Annotated in this window: 19 protein-coding genes; 9 read left to right on the forward strand and 10 right to left on the reverse strand. The window is 71.7% G+C overall.

What is annotated here, in order from left to right; genetic code table 11:
* Positions 1 to 37 precede the first annotated feature (37 nt).
* The 4 genes from ACIRP7_RS30040 to ACIRP7_RS30055 are packed head-to-tail and all read right to left on the reverse strand — an operon-like array spanning position 38 to position 4,769.
* The gene (locus ACIRP7_RS30040) at positions 38 to 1,888 is read right to left on the reverse strand and encodes a sensor histidine kinase (protein WP_403665569.1); all 1,851 of its coding nucleotides are present in this window, start codon (positions 1,886 to 1,888) and stop codon (positions 38 to 40) included.
* Positions 1,885 to 2,586 carry a response regulator gene (locus ACIRP7_RS30045; RefSeq protein WP_403665571.1) on the reverse strand — a complete coding sequence of 234 codons (702 nt, stop codon included), beginning with the start codon at positions 2,584 to 2,586 and terminating at the stop codon, positions 1,885 to 1,887. The genes ACIRP7_RS30040 and ACIRP7_RS30045 overlap by 4 nt, the downstream gene beginning before the upstream one ends.
* Positions 2,587 to 2,604: 18 nt before the next feature.
* Positions 2,605 to 3,348: a L,D-transpeptidase family protein gene (locus tag ACIRP7_RS30050; RefSeq protein WP_403665573.1), complete on the reverse strand. Its 744-nt coding sequence runs from the start codon at positions 3,346 to 3,348 to the stop codon at positions 2,605 to 2,607.
* A gap of 41 nt (positions 3,349 to 3,389) precedes the next feature.
* Entirely contained in the window at positions 3,390 to 4,769 is a 1,380-nt protein-coding gene (locus ACIRP7_RS30055; protein ID WP_403665575.1) for a M1 family metallopeptidase, read from the reverse strand.
* Between the two features lie 141 nt (positions 4,770 to 4,910).
* Between ACIRP7_RS30055 and ACIRP7_RS30060 the strand changes: the two genes are divergently transcribed.
* Complete coding sequence (locus tag ACIRP7_RS30060) at positions 4,911 to 5,261, forward strand: DUF488 domain-containing protein (protein ID WP_403665577.1); 351 nt, start codon at positions 4,911 to 4,913, stop codon at positions 5,259 to 5,261.
* Here ACIRP7_RS30060 and ACIRP7_RS30065 read toward each other — a convergent pair.
* The gene (locus ACIRP7_RS30065) at positions 5,258 to 6,931 is read right to left on the reverse strand and encodes an FAD-binding dehydrogenase (protein WP_403665579.1); all 1,674 of its coding nucleotides are present in this window, start codon (positions 6,929 to 6,931) and stop codon (positions 5,258 to 5,260) included. The two genes, ACIRP7_RS30060 and ACIRP7_RS30065, sit on opposite strands and share 4 nt — an antisense overlap.
* A gap of 17 nt (positions 6,932 to 6,948) precedes the next feature.
* Positions 6,949 to 7,575 (reverse strand): TetR/AcrR family transcriptional regulator, encoded by a 627-nt coding sequence (locus ACIRP7_RS30070; RefSeq protein WP_403665581.1) that lies wholly within the window; start codon positions 7,573 to 7,575, stop codon positions 6,949 to 6,951.
* A gap of 120 nt (positions 7,576 to 7,695) precedes the next feature.
* On the opposite strand from ACIRP7_RS30070, the gene ACIRP7_RS30075 reads away from it, so the two are divergent.
* The 3 genes from ACIRP7_RS30075 (at position 7,696) to ACIRP7_RS30085 (ending at position 10,732) form a co-directional block, all read left to right on the forward strand.
* Entirely contained in the window at positions 7,696 to 8,325 is a 630-nt protein-coding gene (locus ACIRP7_RS30075; RefSeq protein WP_403665583.1) for an alpha-ketoglutarate-dependent dioxygenase AlkB family protein, read from the forward strand.
* 378 nt (positions 8,326 to 8,703) lie between these two features.
* Complete coding sequence (locus tag ACIRP7_RS30080) at positions 8,704 to 9,450, forward strand: MBL fold metallo-hydrolase (RefSeq protein ID WP_403665585.1); 747 nt, start codon at positions 8,704 to 8,706, stop codon at positions 9,448 to 9,450.
* Positions 9,451 to 9,490: 40 nt separating this feature from the next.
* Positions 9,491 to 10,732, forward strand: a complete 1,242-nt coding sequence (locus tag ACIRP7_RS30085; RefSeq protein ID WP_403665586.1) for a DUF4032 domain-containing protein — start codon at positions 9,491 to 9,493, stop codon at positions 10,730 to 10,732.
* A 2-nt stretch (positions 10,733 to 10,734) separates the two neighbouring features.
* Here the strand turns inward: ACIRP7_RS30085 and ACIRP7_RS30090 are convergent, their stop codons facing one another.
* A complete protein-coding gene (locus tag ACIRP7_RS30090) occupies positions 10,735 to 11,607 on the reverse strand; it encodes a universal stress protein (RefSeq protein ID WP_403665587.1) in 873 nt (290 codons plus the stop codon).
* Positions 11,608 to 11,666: 59 nt separating this feature from the next.
* Here ACIRP7_RS30090 and ACIRP7_RS30095 point away from each other — a divergent pair, with 59 nt between their 5' ends.
* The 5 genes from ACIRP7_RS30095 (at position 11,667) to ACIRP7_RS30115 (ending at position 18,696) form a co-directional block, all read left to right on the forward strand.
* Positions 11,667 to 12,020, forward strand: coding sequence for a VOC family protein (locus ACIRP7_RS30095; RefSeq protein WP_403665589.1), 354 nt, complete (start codon positions 11,667 to 11,669; stop codon positions 12,018 to 12,020).
* A gap of 119 nt (positions 12,021 to 12,139) precedes the next feature.
* Positions 12,140 to 13,816, forward strand: coding sequence for an FAD-dependent oxidoreductase (locus ACIRP7_RS30100; RefSeq protein ID WP_403665591.1), 1,677 nt, complete (start codon positions 12,140 to 12,142; stop codon positions 13,814 to 13,816).
* On the forward strand, positions 13,813 to 15,270 hold the full coding sequence (locus ACIRP7_RS30105; RefSeq protein ID WP_403665593.1) for an ATP-binding protein: 1,458 nt from the start codon (positions 13,813 to 13,815) through the stop codon (positions 15,268 to 15,270). Before ACIRP7_RS30100 ends, ACIRP7_RS30105 begins: the two co-directional genes overlap by 4 nt.
* Positions 15,267 to 15,620 carry a UBP-type zinc finger domain-containing protein gene (locus tag ACIRP7_RS30110; RefSeq protein WP_062048337.1) on the forward strand — a complete coding sequence of 118 codons (354 nt, stop codon included), beginning with the start codon at positions 15,267 to 15,269 and terminating at the stop codon, positions 15,618 to 15,620. The genes ACIRP7_RS30105 and ACIRP7_RS30110 overlap by 4 nt, the downstream gene beginning before the upstream one ends.
* Positions 15,621 to 15,750: 130 nt before the next feature.
* Entirely contained in the window at positions 15,751 to 18,696 is a 2,946-nt protein-coding gene (locus ACIRP7_RS30115; RefSeq protein ID WP_403665595.1) for a helix-turn-helix transcriptional regulator, read from the forward strand.
* Between the two features lie 7 nt (positions 18,697 to 18,703).
* On the opposite strand, the gene ACIRP7_RS30120 is transcribed toward ACIRP7_RS30115, so the two are convergent.
* From ACIRP7_RS30120 to ACIRP7_RS30130, 3 genes are read right to left on the reverse strand one after another with little or no spacing between them, the layout of a single operon-like run.
* Positions 18,704 to 19,909 carry an SGNH/GDSL hydrolase family protein gene (locus tag ACIRP7_RS30120; RefSeq protein ID WP_403665597.1) on the reverse strand — a complete coding sequence of 402 codons (1,206 nt, stop codon included), beginning with the start codon at positions 19,907 to 19,909 and terminating at the stop codon, positions 18,704 to 18,706.
* On the reverse strand, positions 19,906 to 22,248 hold the full coding sequence (locus tag ACIRP7_RS30125) for a glycosyl hydrolase family 95 catalytic domain-containing protein (RefSeq protein ID WP_403665599.1): 2,343 nt from the start codon (positions 22,246 to 22,248) through the stop codon (positions 19,906 to 19,908). The genes ACIRP7_RS30120 and ACIRP7_RS30125 overlap by 4 nt, the downstream gene beginning before the upstream one ends.
* A gap of 49 nt (positions 22,249 to 22,297) precedes the next feature.
* Positions 22,298 to 24,076: an alpha-galactosidase D gene (locus ACIRP7_RS30130; RefSeq protein ID WP_403665601.1), complete on the reverse strand. Its 1,779-nt coding sequence runs from the start codon at positions 24,074 to 24,076 to the stop codon at positions 22,298 to 22,300.
* Positions 24,077 to 24,114: the final 38 nt, after the last annotated feature.

The raw sequence follows: 24,114 nt of genomic DNA on the forward strand, positions 1-24,114 counted from the left end.
CGCGGGCATACGGGGTACCCGCACGCCACGTGGGGAATCAGCCGTCCGGCGAGGGCGCCGGGCCGCCGGGCATCCGCAGGGTGAAGACGCTGCCGGTGTCGGGCTCGCTCGCCGCCCCGACCGTTCCGCCGTGGGCCGCGACCAGGTGGCGGACGATGGGCAGGCCCAGGCCCGAGCCGCCGGTACGACGGCTGCGGGACTTCTCCGCGCGCCAGAACCGGTCGAAGACGTGCGGCAGGTCCTCGGGCGCGATGCCGGTACCGGTGTCGGCGACCTCCAGGACGATGTCGTCGCCGTCCCGGCGCCCGGTCAGGGTGACCGTCCCGCCGGCCGGGGTGTGGCGCAGCGCGTTGGAGACCAGGTTGCCGAGCGCCTGCCGCATCCGGACCGGATCGGCGTCCAGCCAGGGCTCACCCTCGACGTCGGTGCACAGTGCGACCCGGGCCGCGTCGGCGGCGACGCGGTGGGCCGCGGCGACCTGCTGGAGGAGTTCGTCGCAGCGCACCGGCTCCCGGTGCAGGCGCAGGGTGCCGGCGTCGGCGTCCGCGAGGTCCTGGAGGTCGTCGATGACGCGTTGGAGGACGAGGGCCTCGTCGTGCAGGGAGGCGAGCAGGACGGGGTCGGGAGCCACGACACCGTCCCGGGTGACCTCGAGCCAGCCGCGGATGTTGGTGAGCGGGCTGCGCAGTTCGTGGGCGATGTCGCTGACCATCGCCTTGCGCTGGGCCTCCAGGCGCTCGCGGCGCTCGGTCAGGTCGTTGAAGGCGACGGCGAGGATGCCGGTCTCGTCCCGGGTGGTGACGGGGACGCGCACATGGAGTTCGGGCGGCTGCTGGGCCGCCGCGGTGAGCGCGCGCAGCGGCCGCACCAGCCGGGTGGCGACCAGGGCGGTCGCGGCGACGGTGACGGCGAGCACGAGACCCGCCGTGCCGACGACCTTGGCCTTGTTGGCCGGGGACATGTCGAACAGCACGGCGGGGGTGTCCCCGGTGCCGAGGAAGAGTTCCGCCGCCGGTGCCACATAGGGGTCGAGCTGGGTACGGCGGGCCTCGTCGAGGCAGGGCTGGACCGCACGCGCCTCCTTCGTGCCGAGCTTGCCGCCCAGGAGGTCGCGCGAGTCCAGCCCGACCGGTTCGCTCCCCAGCAGCACGGCCATCGCCGGGTCCAGCCCGGCCTTGGTCAGGCAGGCGCGGGCGAGGGCCTTCACCGCCTTCAGCGCCTTGTCCTCCGTCGGAGTGGGCGTGTTGAGCAGTCCGTCGGCGCAGGCGTCGGGCACGTAGTCGGGTGCGGAGCCGGTCTCCGCGTCGGTGAGAACCGTCCGCCCGCTCGGCGTACGGCTCAGGCGGGTCTGCACACCGAACCGGGAGAAGCAGAGCTGCCGCTTGCGGGCGAGGGCGGCGACCTTGACGCGTTCGGCGTCGGTGAGCCGGTACGGGCCCACCGCTCGCGGGTCGATGCCGGGGATCTGGGCGCCGCGCTCGCTGTAGGTGTCGGTGTGCAGCGGGTCGATGGCGGCGGCCGCGCTCGGGGGCAGGGAGGTGCCGGGCGGCGCGGAGTCGGCGATGACCCGGCGGTCCGAGGCGGTAAGGGCGATACGGCGGCCGGTCCTCGCCGACAGCTCCCGCACGGTGGCGGCCGCTTTCGTCCAGTCGGGGTGGGTCGCCGCGTATCCGCTGAGCTCGGCGAGGACGTCCATGTCGTCGGCAAGCGCCTGCCCCTGTTCCTCGCGCAGGGCCTGGGTGGTGGTGGCCACGGCCAGCCAGGCCGTCGCGGCCACCGAGCACACGGCGATGAGCCCGGACGTGATCAGCAGGCGGACCAGCAGCCGCTTGTGCAGCGGTATGCGAGGGCGCAGAGGTGTCTGCTGCACTGGCGTCCGTGCACTCATCCGCGGTCGCCGCTGAGCTTGTAGCCCACGCCGAACACCGTCAGCAATCGCACCGGGCGGCGCGGATCGGCCTCGATCTTGCGGCGCAGGTTCATGATGTGCACGTCCACGGCCCGTTCGGTGGAGGCGCGGTCGGTGCCCCGGGTGACCTCCAGCAACTGGCGCCGTGAGAAGACCCGTTCGGGTTCGGCGGCCATGGCCAGCAGGATCTCGAACTCGGCCGGAGTGCACTCCACCGGCGCCCCGTCGCATCGCACTTCGTGCCGTACGGGATCGACGGCGAGGCCCGCGGCGCGGACGGCGGGATCCTCGCGCCGGTCGGACACGGCACCCCGTCCGCTGCGTCTGAGGACGGTCCGGATGCGGGCCATCAGCTCGCGCGGGCTGTACGGCTTGGTGATGTAGTCGTCGGCGCCCAGTTCCAGGCCCAGCAGGACGTCGTCCTCGTCGGACCGTGCGGTGAGCATCACGACGGGGATGTCGGCGTCGCGGCGCAGCACCCGGCACACCCCGAAGCCGTCGATCACCGGCAGCATGAGGTCCAGGACGACGAGGTCGGGGGCGACCCGCCGGGCAGCGTCCAGGGCGGCCCGCCCGTCGTGGACCACGGTGGCGGTGTGGCCCTCCGCGAGCAGGGACCGCCGTATGAGTTCGGCCTGCATCTCGTCGTCCTCGGCGACCAGCACATGTGCGCACACCTGGCGGATCCTAAGCGCTCAGCGGTTCAGGGACGTGGCGTCGCCCATGACGACGACAGGGTGGCGATCCGGGTCCAGGGCGAGGAGCAGCTCCTTCATGTGCTCCTCGGCGATGCTGACGCAGCCGTGCGTGGGCCCGCCGTGGTCCACGTGCAGCCATATCCCGCCGCCGCGGCCGGCGCCCAGCGGCCGTGTCCAGTCCAGAGGTGAAGTGCCGGGCTGCCGGTTGTAGTTGATGGCGATCACGTAGTCGAAGGACCCGGCCAGCGGCTCGCCCTCGAAGCCCGTGCCGGGCGAGGTGAAGCCGACCCCGCGGTCGTACGTCAGCTTGGCGCCGGGGTCCTTCAGCAGCCCACCGGCGTCCGTGAGGGTGTACACGCCGATCGGTGAGCGCAGGTCGCCGGCCAGGTGGTGGTCGGTCCAGCCCTTGAGGGCGTTGTGCGCGGGCCAGTCGGCGCCGGCCCGCCAGCCGGCCGCGGTGCGCTCGTAGAGGACCACGGTGGAGGCCGAGGAGTCGCGGCCCCGCCCGGTGACCACGACGGCCTGCCGGGCGGCGGCCGGTACCTTCGCCCACGTCTTCGGGCCGAGCCCGGGTATCTGCTGGGGAGCGACCTCGACGGAGATCTCCGGCGCGGGAGTGGTCCTCGAAGGCTCCCCGGACGGCGTGGGCGTGCCGTCCGTACTGGCCACGGCACCGCCGCCGCATCCGGTGAGAAGCACGGATGCGGCCAGCAGTGCGACATGGGTTCTGCGTGTGATCATGGAACGACTCTGGCCGACACTTGTAAGGAACTGGTCAGGTTCTAGGGCTGGTTCGGCTTGCCCGCCGCGTAGAGCCAGGTCTGGAACAGTGCGTCCAGGTTCTTGCCCGACACCCGCTCCGCGAGGCGCTCGAACTGCGCGGTGGTGCCATGGCCGGCGCGGTGTCCGGTTGCCCAGGCGCGCAGGATCAGGAAGAACGCCCGGTCGCCCACGGCCGTGCGCAGGGCCTGCAGGGTCATGGCGCCGCGGGCGTAGACGGGGGTGCCGAAGATGTTGCCGCCGCTGCCGGGGTTGCCGGGCGGGAACTCCCACAGGTCGTCGCTCGCGGGCCTGGCGTAGAGATCGTCGAAGGTCTTCTGCGCGCTGTCGCCGCCGTGCTGCTCGGCGTACAGCCACTCCGCGTAGGTCGCGAAGCCCTCGTTGAGCCAGATGTCCTTCCAGGAGGTGAGCGAGACGGAGTCGCCGAACCACTGGTGGGCGCTCTCATGGACGAGGGTGCTCAGGTCGGGCGCGCGGTCGTAGACGGGACGGGACTGGGTCTCCAGCGCGTAGCCCACGTTCGGGGCGTGGTCGACGATCGACCCGGCGGCCCGGAACGGGTAGGGCCCGAACAGCTTGCTCTCCCACTCCAGGACGGAGGGCAGCTTCTTGAGCACGGGTGCCGCGGCGGCGGCCTCGCGCGGGTCGACGGCGTTGTAGACGCGGATGCCGTTCCTGGTGGTGAACTGCTCCACCTTGAACTTCCCGACCGTGGCGGTGGCCAGGTAGGCGGCCATGGGCTCGCTCTGACGCCAGCGGAACGTGGTCTTCCCGTGCGTGGTCCGCCGGGAGACAAGCACGCCGTTGGCGACCGCGGCGCGCCCCTGGGGGACGGTGATCGTGAAGTCGTACGACGACTTGTCGGTGGGGTGGTTGTTCGCCGGGAACCAGGTCATCGCGCCCTGCGGTTCCCCGGCGACGAAGGCTCCGTCGTCGGTGGGGATCCAGCCGTCGAGCGAGCCGTCCGGGTCGGTGACGGGGCCGGGCTTCCCCTTGTACGTCACGGTGATGGTGAATCGTTCCCCCTTGCGCAGGGCGCGCTGCGGGGTGACGACGAGTTCCTGTCCGGCGCGGCGGAATCCGGCCTTGGCGTGACCGACGGTCAGGCCGGTGACGGTCAGCCCCTTGAAGTCGAGGTCGAGGCGGGTCAGACGCTGGGTGGCGCGGGCGGAGAGGACCGCCTTGCCGTCGAGATGACCGCTGGCGTAACGGAGCGTCAGGTCGTAGTGGCCGACGTGGTATCCGCCGTTTCCGGCGAGCGGGAAGTAAGGGTCTCCCGCCCCGGACGAGCCCGTCGGCGACGGAGCGGCGGCCCCCAGCAGAGCGGTGAGGGCGAGGGGGGTGGTGGCGAGGACGAAGGTGCGTCTGACGGCCTTCGGCACGTGCTCTCCTACAGATCGGGGGGTGGACAAAGCTTCACCCTAAAGGCCCCCTCCCCCGCAACTCTCCCCTGATCGGGTCAAGTCGCGCCGGACTGCGCAGTACTCTCCCGACGCCGTCACCCCTTCGTCGAGAGGCCGCCCGTGAGCGTGCGCATCCGCCGTGTCTACGAACCCCCCGAGCCCGAGGACGGCGTCCGCGTCCTGGTCGACCGGCTGTGGCCGCGCGGTCTGTCCAAGGAGGCGGCCCGCGTCGACGAGTGGCCGAAGGCGCTCACCCCGTCGACCGAACTGCGCCGCTGGTACCACGCGGGCGAGGGCTCGTACGAGGAGTTCGCCGAGCGGTACGAGGCGGAGCTGGCCGATCCCGGGGCGACCGGGCTTCTCGACCGGGTCCGGGAGTTGGCGGGCCAGGGCGACGTGACCCTGCTGACCGCGTCGAAGACGCCGGAGCAGAGCCACGCCACCGTGCTGGTGCGCCTGCTGGAGTCCTAGCCGACCTGTTCGGCCGCCGCCCGCCCCGCCGCGCGCCCCGAGAAGAGGCAGCCGCCGAGGAAGGTGCCCTCCAGCGCGTTGTAGCCGTGGACGCCGCCGCCGCCGAAGCCGGCGACCTCGCCCGCCGCGTACAGCCCCTCAAGGGGTTTCCCGTCGGTGCCCAGGGCGCGGGAGTCGAGGTCGGTCTGGATGCCGCCGAGGGTCTTGCGGGTCAGGATGTGCAGCTTGACGCCGATGAGGGGTCCTGCGGCCGGGTCGAGGATGCGGTGCGGGGTGGCGACCCGGCCCAGCCGGTCGCCGATGTAGCGGCGGGCGTTGCGGATGCCCTGCACCTGGGCGTCCTTGCTGTAGGAGTTGGCGATCTGGAGGTCACGGGCCTCGATCTGGCGGCGGATCGAGGCGGCGTCGAGGAGGGCCTTGTCGGTCAGCGCGTTCATCTTCTCGACGAGCTGTTCCAGGTTGGGGGCGGTCACGAAGTCGGCGCCCTTGCGCAGGAACGCGTCCACCGGTCCGGGCGCGCCCTTGCCGAGGATGCGCTCCTTGAGGAAGCCCGCGCGGTCCTTGGCGGTGATGTCGGGGTTCTGCTCGGAGCCCGAGAGCGCGAACTCCTTCTCGATGATCTTCTGGGTGAGGATGAACCAGGAGTGGTCGTGCTCCGCGATGTCCTCGGTGGTGCGCAGGTGCCGGAGGGTGCCGAGGGTGTCGTAGCCGGGCAGGTACGGCTCGGGCAGCCGGCGGCCGAGGGCGTCGAACCACAGGGAGGACGGGCCGGGCAGGATGCGGATGCCGTGGCCGGGCCAGATCGGGTCCCAGTTCTGGATGCCCTCGGTGTAGTGCCACATCCGGTCGCGGTTGACCAGGCGGACCCCCGCGCCCGCGCTGATGTCGAGCATCCGGCCGTCCACGTAGGCGGGCACGCCGGTGACCATCTCGGCGGGCGGGGTGCCGAGCCGCTCGGGCCAGTAGCGGCGGACGATGTCGTGGTTGGCGCCGATGCCGCCGGTGGTGACGACGACGGCGTGGGCGGTGAGCTCGAAGTCGCCGATCCGGTCCCGGTTGGAGGCGACACCGCGCGCGGAGTTGTCCTCGGCCAGGACCGTGCCGCGCACCCCGTGGGCAGCCCCCTCCTCGACGACCAGCTCGTCGACCTGGTGGCGGTGGTAGAAGGTCAGCAGTCCGTCCCGTGCGGCCTGCTTGGCGTATCCGACGAAGGGCTCGACCACCCCGGTGCCGGTGCCCCAGGCGACATGGAAGCGGGGCACGGAGTTGCCGTGTCCGTGGGCGGTGAGGTCGCCGCGCTCGGCCCAGCCCACGGTGGGCAGGAACTTGATGCCGTGCCCCTCCAGCCAGGACCGCTTCTCGCCCGCCGCGAACTCGACGTAGGCGCGCGCCCAGCGCACCGCCCAGGAGTCCTCGTCCTCGACGCGGTCGAACTTCGCGCTGCCCTGCCAGTCGCTCCAGGCGAGGTCGAAGGAGTCCTTGATGCCGAGGCGGCGCTGCTCCGGGGAGTCGACCAGGAAGAGTCCGCCGAAGGACCAGAAGGCCTGGCCGCCGAGGTTGGCGGCGTTCTCCTGGTCGACCAGCGCGACCCTCCTGCCGCGGCTGGTGAGTTCATGCGCGGCGACCAGGCCCGCGAGCCCGGCTCCGACGACGATGACGTCGGCGTCCATGGCGACCGTCCCTTCCCTCATACGGTGGTGTCGCTGCCGTCGGTGAGCAGCGCGGTGAGCAGTTGCTTGAGCCAGACACGGGCGCGCTCGACGTCCGCGTCCAGCAACAGTTGGACGGTGACCCCGTCGTAGGCCGCGACCACGGCGTGGGCGGCGCCCTCGACGTCGACGAGCACGGCGGGCAGTTCGGCGTGTCCACGCGCGCGTGCCAGCCGGTCGGCGACGGCGCGCCTGAGCCGGGCCCGGTGTTCGAGCAGGGTCCGTGCGACCTCGGGCGTGCGGGCGGCGTACACCAGGAAGTCGGTCTTGACGAGGAGCCAGTCCCGGTCCAGGAGCAGCACCTCGGTGACGCGGTCGACGGCGGCCGGCACGTCGAGGCCAGGTCCGTCGAGGGCGAGGGCCCCGGCGACCTGGTCCGCGATCAGGTCGGCGCGCTGCCGGTAGAGCGCGAAGAAGAGCTCGTCGAGGCTGTCGAAGTTCGAGTAGAAGGCGCCGCGGCTGTATCCGGCGGCCTCGCAGACCTCCTCGATCGACACCCGTCCGAAGCCCTTGGCGGCGAACACCGCGAAGGCCGCGTCCAGGAGGTTGGCACGTGTGCGGACCCGGCGCCTGGTCACGCGCCTGGTCGTCTCCTCCACCGCCATGTCGGCCCTCCGTTCGATACAGGAATGTATCCGATACAGCGATGTATCGAAAGGTCGAGCCTTTCGACAGATCCCCCTTCCCAATGGAACATATTTTCGATTAGGGAGTACGCTGGATCCATGACCGCGCACCTCCAGGGCTCCCTCTTCGACCAGACCGACCAGCTCCGGCTCGGTCCGCTCGACGGGATCCGCCGTACCGAGCTGGCCTTCGGCGCCTGGATCGACGTACTGCCCGGATGGCTCGGCGGCTCGGACGCCCTGTTCGAACAGCTGGCCACCGAGGTTCCCTGGCGTGCCGAGCGCCGCAAGATGTACGACCACGTCGTCGACGTCCCGCGTCTGCTCGCCTTCTACGGCGTGGACGACGCGCTGCCGCATCCCGTACTCACCGAGGCCCGCGAGGCGCTCACCGCGCACTACGCCGACGAGCTCGGCGAACCGTTCACCACGGCCGGGCTCTGCTATTACCGCGACGGCCGGGACAGCGTCGCCTGGCACGGCGACCGGGGCGGGCGAGGGGGCAGCCACGACACCATGGTCGCGATCCTCTCCGTGGGCGCACCGCGCGACCTCGTGCTGCGGCCGGCGCACGGCCACGCGGAGACGGTCCGGCGGCCGCTGGGCCACGGCGACCTGATCGTGATGGGCGGCTCCTGTCAGCGCACCTGGGAGCACGCCGTACCGAAGTCCACGCGCGCGACGGGACCGCGCATCAGCATCCAGTTCCGCCCGCACGGCGTGCACTGAGGCAGAGAGGCGGCTGCCGCGGCTGCGCGCGGGGGCTGCCTCCGGCGGACGGTGCCGGAGGCAGCCTCGTCCCTCCGGGGGCCGGACGGGGAGGACCGGCGACGAGCCGCTGCGGCGGCGGACCGGGATGACGAAACCGTGGCGCGGGCGGGCCGGGACCCCGGGGGGCGGAGGTCTCTATGAGCGTGCCCGGATGAGCGTGCCCGGCCCGGGGTGCGCGTCGGCCCCGTGGTGTTCGTACGGCTGAACAGGCAAGTCCACCGCTGGAATTGACCGCCGGAAGTTGACCGCTGGAGAACCGGTACCCGCCGCTCCGGATCGCCTGAGCGTCTGCTTTGCTGTGTGCCGTCGGGCAGGGACTCACCGGGTGGGGCGATCATGAGCGCAGGCGTGCAGCAAGTCGCGGACGGCACCTATCTGGTGCACGGCAGCAACACCAACTGGGTGATCCTGACCGAGGGGAGCTCGGCGACGCTCGTGGACACCGGCTACCCCGGGGACCGGGAGCAGGTGCTCGCCTCCCTCGCCGAGGTGGGGAGCGCACCGGAGGCGGTCACCGCCGTGCTCGTCACGCACGCCCACAACGACCACCTCGGGTCCGCCGAGTACCTGCGCTCCGCCTACGGCACGCCGGTCTACCTGCACGAGGCCGAAGTGCCGCACGCGCGGCGGGAGTTCCTGCACCAGGTCTCCGTCGGCACGGTCCTGAAGAACGGCTGGCGGCCCGGTGTGCTGCCGTGGGCGGTGCACGCGATCCGGGTGGGCGGCACGGCCCATGTGCCGGTCGCCTCCCCGCAGCCGTTCCCGGCCGAGGGCGCCCTCGATCTGCCGGGCCGTCCGGTGCCCGTGTTCACGCCGGGCCACACCGACGGGCACTGCGCCTTCCACCTCCCCGAGCGCGGGGTGGTGATCTCGGGCGACGGCCTGGTGAGCGGTCACCCCACCTCACGGGTGAAGGGGCCCCAGTTGCTGCCGGACATGTTCCACCACGAGCGCGCCCGTGCCGTCGCGTCGCTGGACGTGTTCGCGGAACTGGAGGGCGAGGTGCTGCTCCCGGGGCACGGGCCGGTGCACCGTGGTCCGGTCCGTGAAGCGGCACTTCAGGCCAGGGACCGCGCGCTCTAAGGTGAGGTGACGATCACCGACCAGGCGAGGACAGAGCACGATGGCACTGCAGATCAGCGCGACGAACCCGGAGCACCCCGCGCTCCTGCTCGAACTGCCGTGGCACCTGCCGCTGGAGCAGTGGCCGGAGGAGGTCCTGGTCCCGCTGCCGCGCGGCATATCCCGCCACGTGGTGCGCTACGCCCGCGCCGGTGACGAGGTCATCGCCGTGAAGGAGCTCGCCGAGCGCCCGGCGCTGCGCGAGTACGAGCTGCTGCGCGACCTGGACCGGCTCGGCATCCCCGCCGTCGACCCGCTCGCCGTGGTCACCGGGCGCACCGACGCCGAGGAGGCCCCGCTGGAGCCGGTGCTGGTCACCCGGCATCTGGGCGGCTCGATGCCGTACCGCTCGATGTTCGAGACCACCATGCGGCCCGCCACCATGCACCGCCTGATGGACGCCCTGGCCGTCCTCCTGGTCCGGCTGCACCTGGCCGGGTTCGCCTGGGGCGACTGCTCCCTGTCCAACACCCTGTTCCGCCGCGACGCGGGCGCCTACGCCGCCTACCTCGTCGACGCCGAGACCGGCGACCTGCATCCGCAGCTCAGCCCCGGGCAGCGGGACTACGACCTCGACCTCGCCCGCGTGAACATCAGCGGCGAACTGCTCGACCTGGAGGCCTCCGGGGCGCTGCACCCCTCGGTGGACGCGATCGAGTTCGGCATGGAGATCTGCTCGCGCTACGGCAGCCTGTGGGAGGAACTGACCCGCAGGTCCGTCTACCCGGCGGGCAAGTACCACTACATCGAGCGCCGGATACGCCGGCTCAACGACCTCGGTTTCGACGTGGCCGAGATGCAGATCGAGCACGCGCCGAACGGCGACGAGGTCACGTTCGTGCCGAAGGTCGTGGACGCCGGTCACCACCAGCGCCAGCTCCTGCGCCTGACGGGCCTGGACGCCGAGGAGAACCAGGCCCGGCGGCTGCTGAACGACCTGGAGAGCTGGATGGCCACCCAGGAGGACTACGCTCCGGGCGATCCGCTCGGCGCCCGCCCGGAGGTGCTCGCCCACCGCTGGGTGCGCGACGTCTTCCGGCCCACGGTGCGGGCCGTGCCGCCGGAGATGCGCGGGTCGATGGACCCGGCCGAGATCTACCACGAGCTCCTCGAACACCGCTGGTACCTGTCCGAGCGGGCCCAGCACGACATCGGCCTGGACACGGCGGTGGACGACTACATCACGAACATCCTCCCCAAGGCCCGGGAGACGCTCCAGCCCATCCCCGCCACCGCCGACTGACCTCAGGCGTGCGGCACCACGGCCACCGGGCAGTCCGCGTGGTGCAGCACGCCGTGCGCGACCGAACCGATCCGGGCACCCACGGCGGTACGACGGGCCCGGCGGCCAACCACCATCAGCTGAGCCCGGGCGGTCATCGACAGCAGCACCTGCCCCGCGCTGCCCATCTCCACGTGCTCGACGACCGGCACGTCCGGGAAGCGCTCCCGCCACGGCTGGAGCGCCGCGGCCAGGGCCTTCTTCTCGTACGGCTCCAGCCCGCCGGCCTCGTCGAGGAGCTTCAGCGAACCCGGGCTGTACGCGAACACCGGCGGCAGCGTCCATGCCCGTACGGCAAGCACGGCCGCTCCCCGTGCCGCCGCCGTCTCGAAAGCGAACCTCAGAACCTCGGCGCTGTCCTCCGGGTCCCCCTCCTGGCCCACCACGATCTCGCGCCCGGAGACCTCAGCGGTGGCCTGGTCCCCGGCCCGCACCAGGATCACGGGGCGCGTCGCCTCGGCGATCACCTGCTGGCCCACCGAGCCCAGCAGGAAGCCCACCACCGGACCGTGCCCGCGGGAGCCCAGGACCAGCGACTCGGAGTCGGCGGCCGCCGCGATCAGCACGTCGACGCTGCCGCCCTCCACCAGGTCGGTGTCCACATCGAGCCCGATGTGCCGCCCGGTGACGGTCCGGACGGCCTCGGCCATGGCCTCCCGCGCCCAGCCCGCCTGGGTGTCCCGGTCCCCCGCATCGATCCCCTCGTACGGCTGGAACCGCCACGCGTGCACCACCCGAAGGGCCACGCCGCGCCGGACGGCCTCTCGCGCGGCCCAGCCCAGCGCGGCCAGGCTCTCCTCGGTTCCGTCGATCCCTGCGGTGATCGGGCGGGTCATGCGGGGGCCTCCCTCACATTGCGGTGACGTCGGAGCCCAGTCTTCACTACGCTGCCGAAATGACCTTGGAATGGGAACAAGTCATCGTGGACGCCGCCGACCCCGCCGCCCTCGGGCGCTGGTGGGCCGAGGCGCTGGGCTGGGTGGTGGTCGAGGACTCCCCCGACGAGTTCGAGATCCGCCCCGAGAAGGACCGGTTGCCGGGGCTGCTCTTCGTGCCGGTGCCGGAGCCGAAGACCGTCAAGAACCGGCTGCATCTCGACTTCCGGCCGACCGACCGGGACGCCGAGGTCACCCGCCTCCTCGCCCTGGGCGCACGGCACACGGACATCGGGCAGGGCGAGCAGTCCTGGGTGACTCTCGTGGACCCCGAGGGCAACGAGTTCTGCGTGCTGGGGCAGCGCCGAGCCTGACACCGGCAGGGTCAGGCACGCCTGCGCGTAGCGGGGCGATCGAACATACGATGGGCGGGACCGGGCCGGTGACCACGGGGGGCGCCGTGCCCTGACCGACCGCTCGGGGTGGGAGACGTATGGCACAGGCCGCCGAATCGGCGCGGACCGTCATCCTGACCGTGGACGACGACCCGGGGGTCTCCCGTGCCGTCGCCCGTGATCTGCGGCGGCGCTACGGCGAGTCGTACCGGATCGTGCGCGCGGAGTCCGGTGAGTCCGCGCTGGAGGCGCTGCGGGAGCTGAAGCTGCGCGGCGACCTCGTGGCGGTGATCCTGGCCGACTACCGCATGCCGCAGATGAACGGCATCGAGTTCCTCGAACAGGCCCTGGACGTGTATCCGGGCGCCCGCCGTGTGCTGCTGACGGCGTACGCGGACACCAGCGCGGCGATCGACGCGATCAACGTCGTCGACCTCGACCACTACCTCCTCAAGCCCTGGGACCCACCCGAGGAGAAGCTCTACCCGGTCCTCGACGACCTCCTGGAGGCGTGGCGCTGCAGCGACTACCGGCCCGTGCCCGCCACCAAGGTGATCGGACACCGCTGGTCGGCGCGCTCCTCGGACGTGCGGGAGTTCCTGGCCCGCAACCAGGTGCCGTACCGCTGGTACTCCAGGGACGAGCCCGAGGGGCAGCGCCTGCTGGCCGCCGCGGGCCAGGACGGACAGCGGCTGCCGGTGGTGATCACCCCGGACGGCACTCCCCTGGTCGAGCCCGAGGCACCCGACCTGGCCGCCCACGTGGGTCTCGCCACGACCCCGACCGCCGACTTCTACGACCTCGTCGTCATCGGCGGCGGCCCGGCCGGGCTCGGCGCGGCGGTGTACGGGGCCTCGGAGGGGCTGCGGACCGTGCTCGTGGAGCGCTCGGCGACCGGCGGGCAGGCCGGCCAGAGCTCACGGATCGAGAACTACCTGGGCTTCCCGGACGGTGTGTCGGGCGCCCAGCTCACCGACCGGGCCCGCCGGCAGGCGACGAAGTTCGGCGCGGAGATCCTCACCGCCCGCGAGGTGGCGGGCCTGGAGGTCAACGGCGCGGCCCGCACCGTGCGCTTCTCCGACGGGTCGGCGGTGGCCGCGCACAGCGTGATCCTGGCGACCGGTGTGTCGTACCGGCAGCTGGAGGCGCCGGGCTGCACGGACCTGACCGGGTGCGGGGTGTTCTACGGCTCGGCGCTGACCGAGGCGGCCTCCTGCCAGGGGCAGGACATCTACATCGTCGGCGGCGCCAACTCCGCTGGGCAGGCGGCGATGTATCTGTCCCGGGGTGCCAAGTCGGTGACCCTGCTGGTGCGCGGCCCCGACCTCTCCGCGTCGATGTCGCACTATCTGATCCAGCAGATCGAGGAGGCTCCCAACATCTCGGTCCGCGCGCGCACCGTCGTCGAGGCCGCGCACGGCTCCGACCATCTGGAGCAGCTGACCCTGCGCGACACCGAGACCGGTGAGACCGAACTCGTCGACGCTCAGTGGATGTTCGTGTTCATCGGCGCGGCCCCGCTGACCGGCTGGCTGGACGGCACAGTGCTGCGGGACGAGCACGGTTTCATCCTGGCAGGGCCCGACCTCACCCCGGACGGACGGCCGCCGGCGGACTGGGAGCTGGACCGGCCGCCGTACCACCTGGAGACCAACATTCCGGGCGTGTTCGTCGCGGGCGACGCGCGCGCCGAGTCCGCGAAGCGCGTCGCGTCCGCCGTCGGAGAGGGAGCCATGGCCGTGATGCTCGTCCACCGGTACCTGGAGCAGTCATGAGCGGGCAGCTGATGCCGTGCAGCCCCGGCGAGATCGGCTCGCTGTTCCTGTTCGAGAAGCTCTCCCCCGAGCAGCTGGGGCAGTTGTGCAGCGCGGGCCGGGTGGAGAAGTTCGAACCGGGGCCCGTCTACACCGAGGGTGAGCCCGCCACCTGCTTCTACGTGATGATCGAGGGCACGGTCGTGCTCTCGCGCCGGGTCGCCGGCGACGACGTGGAGGTCAACCGCACCTCGCAGCGCGGGGTGTACTCGGGGTCCATGCAGGCCTACCTCGGCGACCGGGTGCAGCAGACCTACAACAACTCCATGCGGGTCACCGAGCCCTCGCGGTTCTTCGTGCTGCCCGCGGAGAAGTTCTCGGCCTTCATGCAGGAGTGGTTCCCGATGGCGGTCCATCTGCTGGAGGGGCTCTTCTTCGGTTCGAAGAACACCCAGCGGGCCATCGGACAGCGGGAACGGCTGCTGGCACTCGGCTCGTTGTCCGCCGGTCTCACGCACGAGCTCAACAACCCGGCCGCGGCCGCCGTACGGGCCACGGCGACGCTGCGCGAGCGGGTCGGCAAGATGCGGCACAAGCTCGCGATCATCGCCCAGGGGTCCTACAGCCCCGAGGTGATGGCGAACCTCATCGACATCCAGGAGCGCACGGCCGAACGGGTCGCCAAGGCGCCGACGTTGAGCCCACTGGAGGCCTCCGACCGGGAGGACGCGCTCAGCGACTGGCTCGACGACCACGGCATCCAGGAGGGCTGGCGGATCGCGCCCACCTTCGTCCAGGCCGGCCTCGACGCCGACTGGCTGGACCAGGTCGCGGCGGCCGTGGACGAGGAGATCCTGCCGAACGCGATCGGCTGGCTCAACTACACCGTCGAGACCGAGCTGTTGATGGACGAGATCAACGACTCCACGAACCGGATCTCCCATCTCGTCGACGCGGCCAAGCAGTACTCCCAGCTGGACCGGGCGCCCTTCCAGGTGGCCGACGTGCACGAACTCCTCGACAGCACGCTGCTGATGCTGTCCGGGAAGATCGGGCAGCAGATCAAGGTCGTCAAGGACTACGACCGGACACTGCCGCGGATCCCGGCCTACCCGGCCGAGCTCAACCAAGTGTGGACCAACCTGATCGACAACGCGGTGCAGGCCATCAACAGCGTCGGCGGGGAAGGGACGTTGACCGTCCGGACCGCCCTCGAACACGACCGGCTGCTGGTGGAGTTCCGGGACAGCGGGCCCGGGGTGCCGCCGGACATCCGCGGGCGGATCTTCGATCCCTTCTTCACCACCAAGCCGGTGGGTGAGGGGACCGGGCTCGGGCTCGACATCTCCTGGCGGATCGTGGTCAACAAGCACCACGGGACGCTTCAGGTGGAGTCGTCACCGGGCGACACCCGCTTCCAGGTGCTGCTTCCCCTGACCACCGCGGACAATGACACGACCGAGGAGCCGGAATGACCGACATCAAGGGGCTCGACCCGAGCGTGCCGCCCAGCGGGGACGGATGTGTGGAGTGCGACGCGGCGGGCGGATGGTGGTTCCATCTGCGGCGGTGTGCGCAGTGCGGGCACGTGGGGTGCTGTGACTCCTCGCCCGGGCAGCACGCGACCGGGCATTTCCGGGACTCGGGGCATCCTCTGGTGCAGAGTTTCGAGCCGGGTGAGGAGTGGTTCTGGAACTTCGAGACGAACGAGATGTTCGAGGCGGGGCCGGAATTGGCGGGGCCGGTGAGTCATCCGGAGGGGCAGCCGGCGCCGGGCCCTGAGGGGCGGGTGCCGGCGGATTGGGCTCGGACATTGCGCAGGTGAGCTCGGGGCTACCTGTCGGATGGCGGCTGCGGGTTGATTGTGGCTGGTCGCGCAGTTCCCCGCGCCCCTTGGTCGGTCACCGCGCCCTCAGATCAAATGCGCTGTCAGTGTCGCGTGCCAGGATGTACGCGTGTCGCAGATCTCCATCAGTACGCCTCTCATCGGCCGGGAAGACGAGCTGACCCGGCTTTCCGCCGTGCTGGAGCGTGCCCGCGGCGGGGAGGCCCGGGCGGTGCTCGTCGCCGGGGACGCCGGGGTCGGCAAGACACGGTTGCTGGACGAGGTCACGGGGCGGGCCGCGGCTGCCGGGACGACCGTGCTCACCGGGCACTGTGTCGATCTCGGTGATGTCGGCCTGCCGTATCTGCCGTTCACCGAGGTCCTGGGGGCGCTCGCGCAGGACGAGCGGTTCGCCGGTGTTCTCGCCGGTTACCCCGTGGTGGAGCGGCTGTTGGGCGGCGGCTCCACCGGGGACTCCGGTGGGCGGCTTCGGCTGTTCGAGGGGATCGCCGGGCTGCTCGCCGATCTCTCGGACGTCGCTCCCCTGCTGCTGGTGCTGGAGGATCTGCACTGGGCCGATCAGTCGTCCCGTGATCTGCTGCGGTTCCTGCTCAGCCGGGGCATCCTCCAGCGGTCGGCCGGTGGGGCGCCCACGCATAGGCTGGCCGTTTTCGCTTCGTACCGGGCGGACGACCTGCACCGGCGTCATCCGCTGCGGCCGCTGCTCGCCGAGCTCGTGCGGCTGCCCGCCGTCGAGCGGCTGGAGCTGCGGCCGATGGCCGACGGCGAGGTGGCCCGGCTGGTGCGGGCCCTGCGCGAGGGGCCGCTGCCGGACACCACCGTGCGGCGGATCGTCGAGCGGGCCGAGGGCAACGCCTTCTACGCCGAGGAGCTGCTCGCCGCCACGGGGAGCGGGCAGGGCGGGGTGCCCAGTGGGCTCGCCGATGTGCTGCTGATCCGGTTCGAGCAGCTGTCCGACACCGCTCAGCAGGTGCTGCGCACCGCCGCCGTGGCCGGGCGGCGCGTCGAGCACGACCTGCTGCGCGATGCCGTACGACTGCCCGACGAGGAGCTGGAAGGGGCCCTGCGCGAGGCCATCGGGCGGCAGCTGCTGGTGCCCGGCGAGCAGGACACGTACGCGTTCCGGCACGCCCTCGCCCGTGAGGCGGTGTACGGCGATCTGCTGCCGGGCGAGCGGGCGCGGCTGCACGGGGCGTTCGCCCGGCTGCTCGACGGGCGCGGGCGCCGGGCCGAGAGCGCGGCGGAGCGGGCCCATCACTACCGCGAGAGCCATGACCTCGCCCCCGCGCTCGCCGCCTCGCTGGAGGCCGCGAACCACGCCCAGCGGGTGGGGGCGCCCGCCGAGGAGCTACGGCATCTGGAAGCGGCCCTCGACCTGTGGTCCGCGGTGGAGCCGTCCGCGCGGCCCTCCGGTGAGGGCGTCGACCGGGTACGGCTGATGCTGCGGGCCTCGGCGGCGGCCGCGCACACCGGCGAACTGCACCGGGCGGTCTCCCTCACCCGCGCCGCACTCGCCGGTGTCGGCCAGGAGGCGGACTCCGAACTCGCCGCCCGGGTGCGCTACACCCTCGCCGGGAACCTGATGAGCGTCGACAACCTCACCGCGGCCTTCGCCTACAGCAGCGAGGCGCTCGCCATGATCCCCGCCGATCCCCCGTCCCGTACCTGGGTGTGGGCCGCGGCCACCCATGTGATGGCGGCCCGGCACGTCGGGGAGAACGAGGTCGCGCTGCGGGTCGCCCGGCAGGCCCTCGGCACCGCCGAGCAGTTGGGCGTACCGGACGCCCAGGCGGATCTGCTGATCTCCCTGGCCGTCCTGGAAGGCGGCGGCCGCCGCACGGAGGCAGGGCGGGAGCGGTTGCGGCAGGCCCGCGAGCTGGCCCGGCGGGCGGGCAGCACGCCCGTGGAGATGCGCGCGCTGTTCAACCTCGCCGTCGGCTGCTTCGAGTCCGGGCACCTCGACGAGTGCCTGCCCTGGCTCACCGAGGGCCTGCACCGTGCCCGTCGCGCCGGGCTGCTGTCGTCGCCGTATCCGATGGAGATGCGCTACCTGCACCTGCTGGTGCTGTACACGCTGGGCCTGTGGGACGACTGTGTCCGGGCGGCCCACGCCGATGCCGATGTGCTGCCCGCTGCCGGCGGGTACACGATGGCGCCCGCGCTGTACGTCGGGCTCGCACGCGGCGACCTCAGGGCCACCGACCGGGCGCGGGCCCTGCTGGAGGGGCCCTTCGACTGGATGGCCACGCTCGTCGCGGGCATCGCGCTGACCGACGCGGCGGCGCTGCGGGGCGATGCGGAGGACGCCGTGCAGCGGATGCGGTCCACCGTCGCGGCGCTGACGGACGACACGGGTGCGCTCCCTCACGTCACCGTCCGGCTGGCTGCCCTCGCCCTGTCCGCGGTCGCCGACCGGGCCGACGATCTGCGCCGCAAAGGGGACCAGGCGGGGGCCCGTCGCTGGGCGGAGACCGCGACCGAGCTGGTCGAACTGGCCAGGACCACCGCCGCGCACGGCGAGCGCGGGATACCGCAGGGCCCGGAAGGACAGGCCTGGCTGGCGCGGGCCGAGGCGGAGTGGACCCGCGCCGCGTCGGGGCCGGATGCCGGGGCCTGGGCGAAGGCGGTCGCCGCGTTCGACTTCGGTGACGTGTACGAACCGGCGCGCTGCCGGTTGCGGTACGCCGAGGCGCTGCTCGCCGCCGACCGGCGTGAGGAGGCCGCGGCCGAGGCCCGTGCGGCGCGTGAGGTGTTCGCCCGGCTCGGTGCCACGGTCCTGCTGGAGCACGTGGACGAGTTGATGCGGCGCGGCAGGCTGACCGAGGCCCCGCCCACCGCGTCGCCGCTCACGGCCCGCGAGCAGGACGTGCTGCGGCTGCTCGCCCGGGGGCGCAGCAACCGCCAGATCGGCGAGGAGCTGTTCATCACCGGCAAGACGGCGAGTGTGCACGTCTCCAACATCCTGGCCAAGCTGGGTGCGGCGAGCCGCACCGAGGCCGTGGCCGTCGCCTACCGCGAGGGGTTGATCGTCCCGGAGACGACGGTCCACGACTGACGGCCGCTCAGTGGCGTGCGCAGTCCAGGCTGTTCAGGTCGACGGAGTCCGCCATGGCCTGCATCCCCTTGTCGTTGGGGTGGATGTGGTCCCCGCCGTCGAAGACGGGGAGCATCCGCTCGTGGTCGTAGGGGCTGCGCAGGGCGCGGTCGAAGTCGGTGACCGCGTCGAACTCGTCGCGGTGGCTCCTGACGAAGTCGTTGACCTCCTGTCGCACGGTCTCGGCGGCCGGGTCCCATTCCGGCCAGCCCTTGAAGGGGGCGATGGTGGAGACGACCACGCATGTGCCGGCGTCGTGGGCCCGGTCGACGATCTCGCGGTACCCGGCGATCAGATCCGGCGCGGTGACGCCGCTGTGAGCCTTGAGGTCGTTGACACCTTCGAAGAGGAACACGGTCCGCACGCCCGGCTGGGAGAGCACGTCCCGGTCCAGCCGGTTCAAGGCGCTCGGTCCGGCCCCGTCGGCCAGCACCTTGTTGCCTGAGATCCCCTCGCCGGCCACACCCTTGACCGTGGTGTGCGCCTTCTGCAGGCGGCGGGCGAGGTAGTCGGGCCAGCGGCGGTTCAGGTCGGACGTGGACTGCCAGCCGTCGGTGATGGAGTCGCCGAGCGCGACCACGGCACCGGTGGCCGCGGGCGTGCGCACGGAGACCGCGTCGAGGTAGAACCACGACCCGATGCGCTCGGTCCAGTGGGCGCCGCTCTCCTCGGCGGTGTGGTCGCCCCGGGTGGCGTACGACGTCTGCAGGGCCATCGAGTGGCCGGTGACCGGGCCCGCGGCGTCCGGGGTGTGGACGCTGACGACCAGGTTCGATCCGGCGGCCAGTGTGCCGGGCAGCGGGTCGCTGTACACCGTTGCGCCGGGCTCCACGGTGACGGAGGACGAACCCTCGAAGGTGAGCCGCCGGTTGGTGCCGCGCACCAGCGCGGCGTCCTTCAGCTGGAGGCCGGCGTAGACGCTGTCGAAGGTGACCGGCTGGTGGCCGAACGCGTTGGAGAGCCGGATACGGGGGTCCCGGCCGCCGACGCTGGTGTGGATGACCATGCGGTAGCCGCGGTCGGCGGCCGAGTCGCCGATGGCGTAGGCGCTCGCACCCCAGGTGATCACCCCGTCGGGCGGGCCGACGGCGGCCGGTGCGGGCGTGGACTGGAGGGCCGCGGCCGCGACCGTGACGGCGACGAACCGGGCGCTGCGGGCCGTCCGGCGCCTCATCGGTCGAAGCCCTTCAGGGTGACCGTGGCTCCCGGCTTGAGTGTCACCGTCCGGACGCTTCCCGCGTGGGCGACCGTCGTCGTGCGGCCGCCGGTGCTGCGGATCCGAGTTTCGGTCGGTTTCCCATCCCGCCAGCGTAGGTCGACGACGAAGCCGCCGCGGGCGTTCGCTCCGCTGAGGGAGCCGGAGGCGGCCCAGGCGTCGGGCAGGGCGGGCAGGAGTTCCAGGTGGCCTGGGCGGGAGTAGAGCAGCATTTCGATCATTGCCGCAGGGGTACCCAGATTCGCGTCGATCTGAAAGATTCCGCGGCCCTTTTCCACCTGATAGATGTCAAAGAGGTTGAAGGCGGTGCCGTTGCTGCCCCCGTCGGAGGGCCGGAGGTTGTTGACGACGAGCTGGTAGGCGTTGTCGGCGTTCTTCAGGCGGGCCCAGCACAGGGCGCGCCAGGCGTTGGCCCAGCCGAAGCTCTCCATGCCGCGTGCGGTGAGCAGGGCGGTGGCGCCCTCGACGACTTCGGCCGGGGTGGAGCCGTCGGGGCGGACGCGGTCGCCGGGGAAGAGCCCGACGAGCGGGGACAGGTGGCGGTGGGTCGTCTCGCCGAGGTTGTCGGGGGACATCCACTCCTCCAGCCAGCCCGTGGTGGGGCTGACCTGCGGGAGGTGGAGGCGTTTGCGCAGGCCGGCGATCGTGGCGGCGAACTCCGGGTCCTTCTTCAACCGGGCCGCTGCCGTGCAGTAGTTGCCGAACAGGGCCCACACGAGTTCCTGGGCGTAGGTGATCCCCTTGGCGTCGAGGGGGCCGTGCTCGGGCGACCAGTCGCTGTCGGCGACCAGAACCTCCCGTGAGGTCCCCGGGAGGGTCATGGTCAGCAGCCGTGCCTCCCAGAACTCGCAGGCGCCCTTCAGGAGGGGGTAGATCTTCTCCAGATGGGCCCGGGAGGCGGTGAACTCGTGGTGTTCCCACAGGGAGTTGCACAGCCAGGCGTTGCCCGCCGGATGCCACCACCAGCCGCCCCCGCCGAAGGGGTTGGTGGAGATGGCCACCGTCCAGCCGGCGTTCTTCCCGGTGGAGTTGCGGTAGCGGTTGCGGGGGTCGTTGAACAGTCTGCGCGTGAGGTCGGTCCAGGACGGCAGTTGGGCGACGCAGTAGTCCGTGAACGCGTCGAAGCACTGGGGCAGACCTGCTCGGTCGGCCGCCCAGTAGTTCATCTGGATGTTGATGTCGGTGTGGTAGTCGCCCATCCAGTCGGGGTCGTTGCCGTCGAGCCACAGCCCCTGCAGACCCAGCGGCAGGCTGCCGCGGGAGGCCGCGATCATCAGGTAGCGGCCGAACTGGAGGTACTGGGCCTCCAGTTCGGGGTCGGGAGCCCCGTCCCGGGCGCGGGCGCGCAGGCGCTCCCAGGTGTCGAGGGAGCGCTGCTCGGCGGAGGAGGTGCCGAGCGAGACGTCCAACTGCCCGAACAGGGCGTGGTGGTCGGCGGTGTGGGTGCGGAGCAGGGTGTTCGCCGGGTGGCGGGCGGCCGTGCGGACCTTGGCGCGGGCGAGCTTGTGCGGGTCGAGGGAGGGGTCGCGGTAGTGGGCGGCGGCGTCGGGCGTGTAGTTGGTGCCCCCGCTCAGGACGACGGTGAGTTCCCCGCATCCGGTGAAGCCGATGTGCGGGCCCTCGACGGTGACGCGGCCGCCGGAGCCGTACGCCGCGATCGCGGCCCCGTATCTCAGGCCATTGGGGAGGGCGGCCCCGAAGGAGACCGCGGGCTCCTCGCCATGCGTTCCCTCCAGCGTGATCGTGCCGGTGTAGCGGCCTCCTCCGCTCTGGGTGAAGTGCAGCACGATGACGTCGTCGGGGTGGCTGGCGAAGATCCGACGCCGGTAGGTGACGCCGGAGCGGACGTACGAGGTCTCGTTCACACCTCGTGCGAGGTCGAGGGTGCGGCGGTAGCCGGAGACGGCGGACAGGTCGTGGTCGGGGATGTCCACGGTGAGCCGGGCCAGCAGGGTGAAGGAGCCGAAGTCCTGGCGGCCGTAGGGGAACTGGCCGTCGGCGTCGAGGGTGTCGTTCGGGCCGCCGGTCCACATCGTGGCGTCGGTGACGAGGAGGAGTTCACGGCCGGGGTCGTTGCTCACGAGGGCACCGAGGCGGCCGTTGCCGACGGGCAGGCCCTGTTCGATCATCGAGTGCTCGTCGGCGGGGGCCTGCCACCAGAGCCGGTGGCGCGGTTCGGTGTCGAGGGCGGGTGAGTCGGCGGGTCGCTGCGGTGCCGCGGTCGCCGTGAACGTGGGCAGGGCGGCGAGCGCGGCGGTCAGCGCGAGGACACCGCGTCTGGAGGGGGCGGGGGGCATGGCGGCTCCTGGAGGCTCGGTCAGGACTTCGGTACGTCGGTCCGCTTGATCAGGACTTGGGTACGTCGATCCGGTCGATGTCCGGCGCGTAACCGGTGCCGCTGTCGAAGGTGATCGTGTTGGCCCCGGCCTTGAGCGTCACGGGGACGTACACGCTCGACACGGTGCCCCAGTCGCCGGTGGCGGGGAGCTTGTGGCGGGTGGCGCCGCCGCCGTTCGCCGAGATGTCCACCGAGCGGGCGTCACCGCTGATGTAGGAGACCTTGATCTGGTAGGTGCCGGCCTTGGCGACGACGACATCGTTGAAGGTCAGGGCGCCTCCGAGGTACAAGTTGCCGACCTTCTTCCCGTTCGAGCAGGCGGAGCAGTCGGCCACGGAGGCGTTGCCCTTGAGGGTGTTCGCGGCGGACTCGGCCTCAAGTCCCGTGAGAGCGACCGCGGTGCCGCGCGGGGTGACCGTGAACAGGCGCGAGCCGTGGGCGGGCAGGGCCTGGGTGACCTTGTTCGCGTAGGTGCCGAGGTTCTCGTGGTTCCACAGGTCACGGACGGACGCCTTGCCGGTGAAGCCGAGGGTGCTCCAGTCGGCGGTGACGGCGGCGGGGGCGTCGGCGAGGTTGAACAGGGCGACGGTGTAGGTGCCGTCGGTGTTCTTCGCGGCCCAGACCTGCTGCGGGTCGGACGGGGTGACCGGCTGTGCGGGCGGGTTGGGGCCCTGGTCGATCGCGATGACCTCACGGTTGGTCAGCAGGGACAGGCCGTAGGAGTCGAGGCGGGTGAGGTCGTCGCCGGTGTAGAGGGGGGACTTGGCGATGGCCCACAGGGTGGCGTAGCTCTGCCGTTCGGCCTTGGTCAGGCCGTCCATCTGCCCGTTGCCGACATCGAGGGAGTCGAGGTCGTTCCAGCCGCCGGGTCCGGCGTGCCGGGTCCAGGCGGGGGTGTCGTCCCAGCGGTCGTCGACCGAGTTCTCCCAGCTGACCAGGGTGTTGCAGTAGCACTCCACGTCGGTGTCGATGCGCCAGCCCTGCGAGTACTTCTTCCAGTCGGCGGAGTGTCCGATGTCGAGGGACCAGGAGAGTTCGAGGTGGATCGGGCGGCCGGTCGCGGCTGTCGCCCGGTGCCAGGCGGCCACGTCGGCAACGTTGTCGTACTGGTCACCGCTCTTCCCGGAGCCGGGGCCGACGCCGTCGAGCTTGAGGAAGTCGTAGCCCCAGCCGGCGATCGACTGGGCCTGGGAGTCGATGTACTTGCTCGTGCACGGCTTGGCGAAGTCGAGTTTGTAGGCGCTGTCCCAGCCGTTGGTGGTGCGCAGGTCGTCGTAGACGATGTCGGCGGTGGTGCAGCCCTCGGCGTTCCAGATCGGTGTCTTCCCGTCGCCGTAGGCCCCCTTCTCCAGGCCGGCCGGGAGATAGATGCCGGCCTTGAGGCCCTTGGCGTGGATGCGGTCGGCGACGGCCTTCATGCCGTGCGGGAAGCGGACCGGGTCGGGCTTCTGGCGGCCGTACTGGTCGAACCCGGACTTCCAGGTCTTGTCCATCCACCAGCCGGCGTCGATGTTGACGTATTCGTAGCCGTACCTCTTCAGCTTGGCGGCCAGGGCGTCGGTCTGCTTCAGGACATTGGCCTCGGTGAGATAGCTGTAGTCACCGTCGGGGTTCAGGCCGGGGTACTTGGAGGACTGCATGCTCCAGCTGGACCAGCCCATGTAGGGCTTGGCGGCCAGGGCGGGCGCGGTGGTGTCGGCGGCGTGGGCCGTGGGGACGGCGACCGCGGTGAGCGCGAGCACCAGCAGGGCTCTGGCGGGCATGGCGAAGTACGAGGATGACCGCATGGGTCGTACCTCCAATGGGGTGCGGGTGGAGTGCGGGT

Origin of the sequence: Streptomyces sp. NPDC102270, assembly GCF_044766405.1 — a bacterium.
Taxonomy (GTDB): domain Bacteria; phylum Actinomycetota; class Actinomycetes; order Streptomycetales; family Streptomycetaceae; genus Streptomyces.

Coding starts and splice junctions, on each gene's coding strand:
- ACIRP7_RS30040 (WP_403665569.1), bottom strand. CDS start 1,888: ATGAGTGCACGGACGCCAGTGCAGCAGACACCTCTGCGCCCTCGCATA.
- ACIRP7_RS30050 (WP_403665573.1), bottom strand. CDS start 3,348: ATGATCACACGCAGAACCCATGTCGCACTGCTGGCCGCATCCGTGCTT.
- ACIRP7_RS30065 (WP_403665579.1), bottom strand. CDS start 6,931: ATGGACGCCGACGTCATCGTCGTCGGAGCCGGGCTCGCGGGCCTGGTC.
- ACIRP7_RS30070 (WP_403665581.1), bottom strand. CDS start 7,575: ATGGCGGTGGAGGAGACGACCAGGCGCGTGACCAGGCGCCGGGTCCGC.
- ACIRP7_RS30075 (WP_403665583.1), top strand. CDS start 7,696: ATGACCGCGCACCTCCAGGGCTCCCTCTTCGACCAGACCGACCAGCTC.
- ACIRP7_RS30080 (WP_403665585.1), top strand. CDS start 8,704: ATGAGCGCAGGCGTGCAGCAAGTCGCGGACGGCACCTATCTGGTGCAC.
- ACIRP7_RS30085 (WP_403665586.1), top strand. CDS start 9,491: ATGGCACTGCAGATCAGCGCGACGAACCCGGAGCACCCCGCGCTCCTG.
- ACIRP7_RS30090 (WP_403665587.1), bottom strand. CDS start 11,607: ATGACCCGCCCGATCACCGCAGGGATCGACGGAACCGAGGAGAGCCTG.
- ACIRP7_RS30095 (WP_403665589.1), top strand. CDS start 11,667: ATGACCTTGGAATGGGAACAAGTCATCGTGGACGCCGCCGACCCCGCC.
- ACIRP7_RS30100 (WP_403665591.1), top strand. CDS start 12,140: ATGGCACAGGCCGCCGAATCGGCGCGGACCGTCATCCTGACCGTGGAC.
- ACIRP7_RS30105 (WP_403665593.1), top strand. CDS start 13,813: ATGAGCGGGCAGCTGATGCCGTGCAGCCCCGGCGAGATCGGCTCGCTG.
- ACIRP7_RS30110 (WP_062048337.1), top strand. CDS start 15,267: ATGACCGACATCAAGGGGCTCGACCCGAGCGTGCCGCCCAGCGGGGAC.
- ACIRP7_RS30120 (WP_403665597.1), bottom strand. CDS start 19,909: ATGAGGCGCCGGACGGCCCGCAGCGCCCGGTTCGTCGCCGTCACGGTC.
- ACIRP7_RS30125 (WP_403665599.1), bottom strand. CDS start 22,248: ATGCCCCCCGCCCCCTCCAGACGCGGTGTCCTCGCGCTGACCGCCGCG.
- ACIRP7_RS30130 (WP_403665601.1), bottom strand. CDS start 24,076: ATGCGGTCATCCTCGTACTTCGCCATGCCCGCCAGAGCCCTGCTGGTG.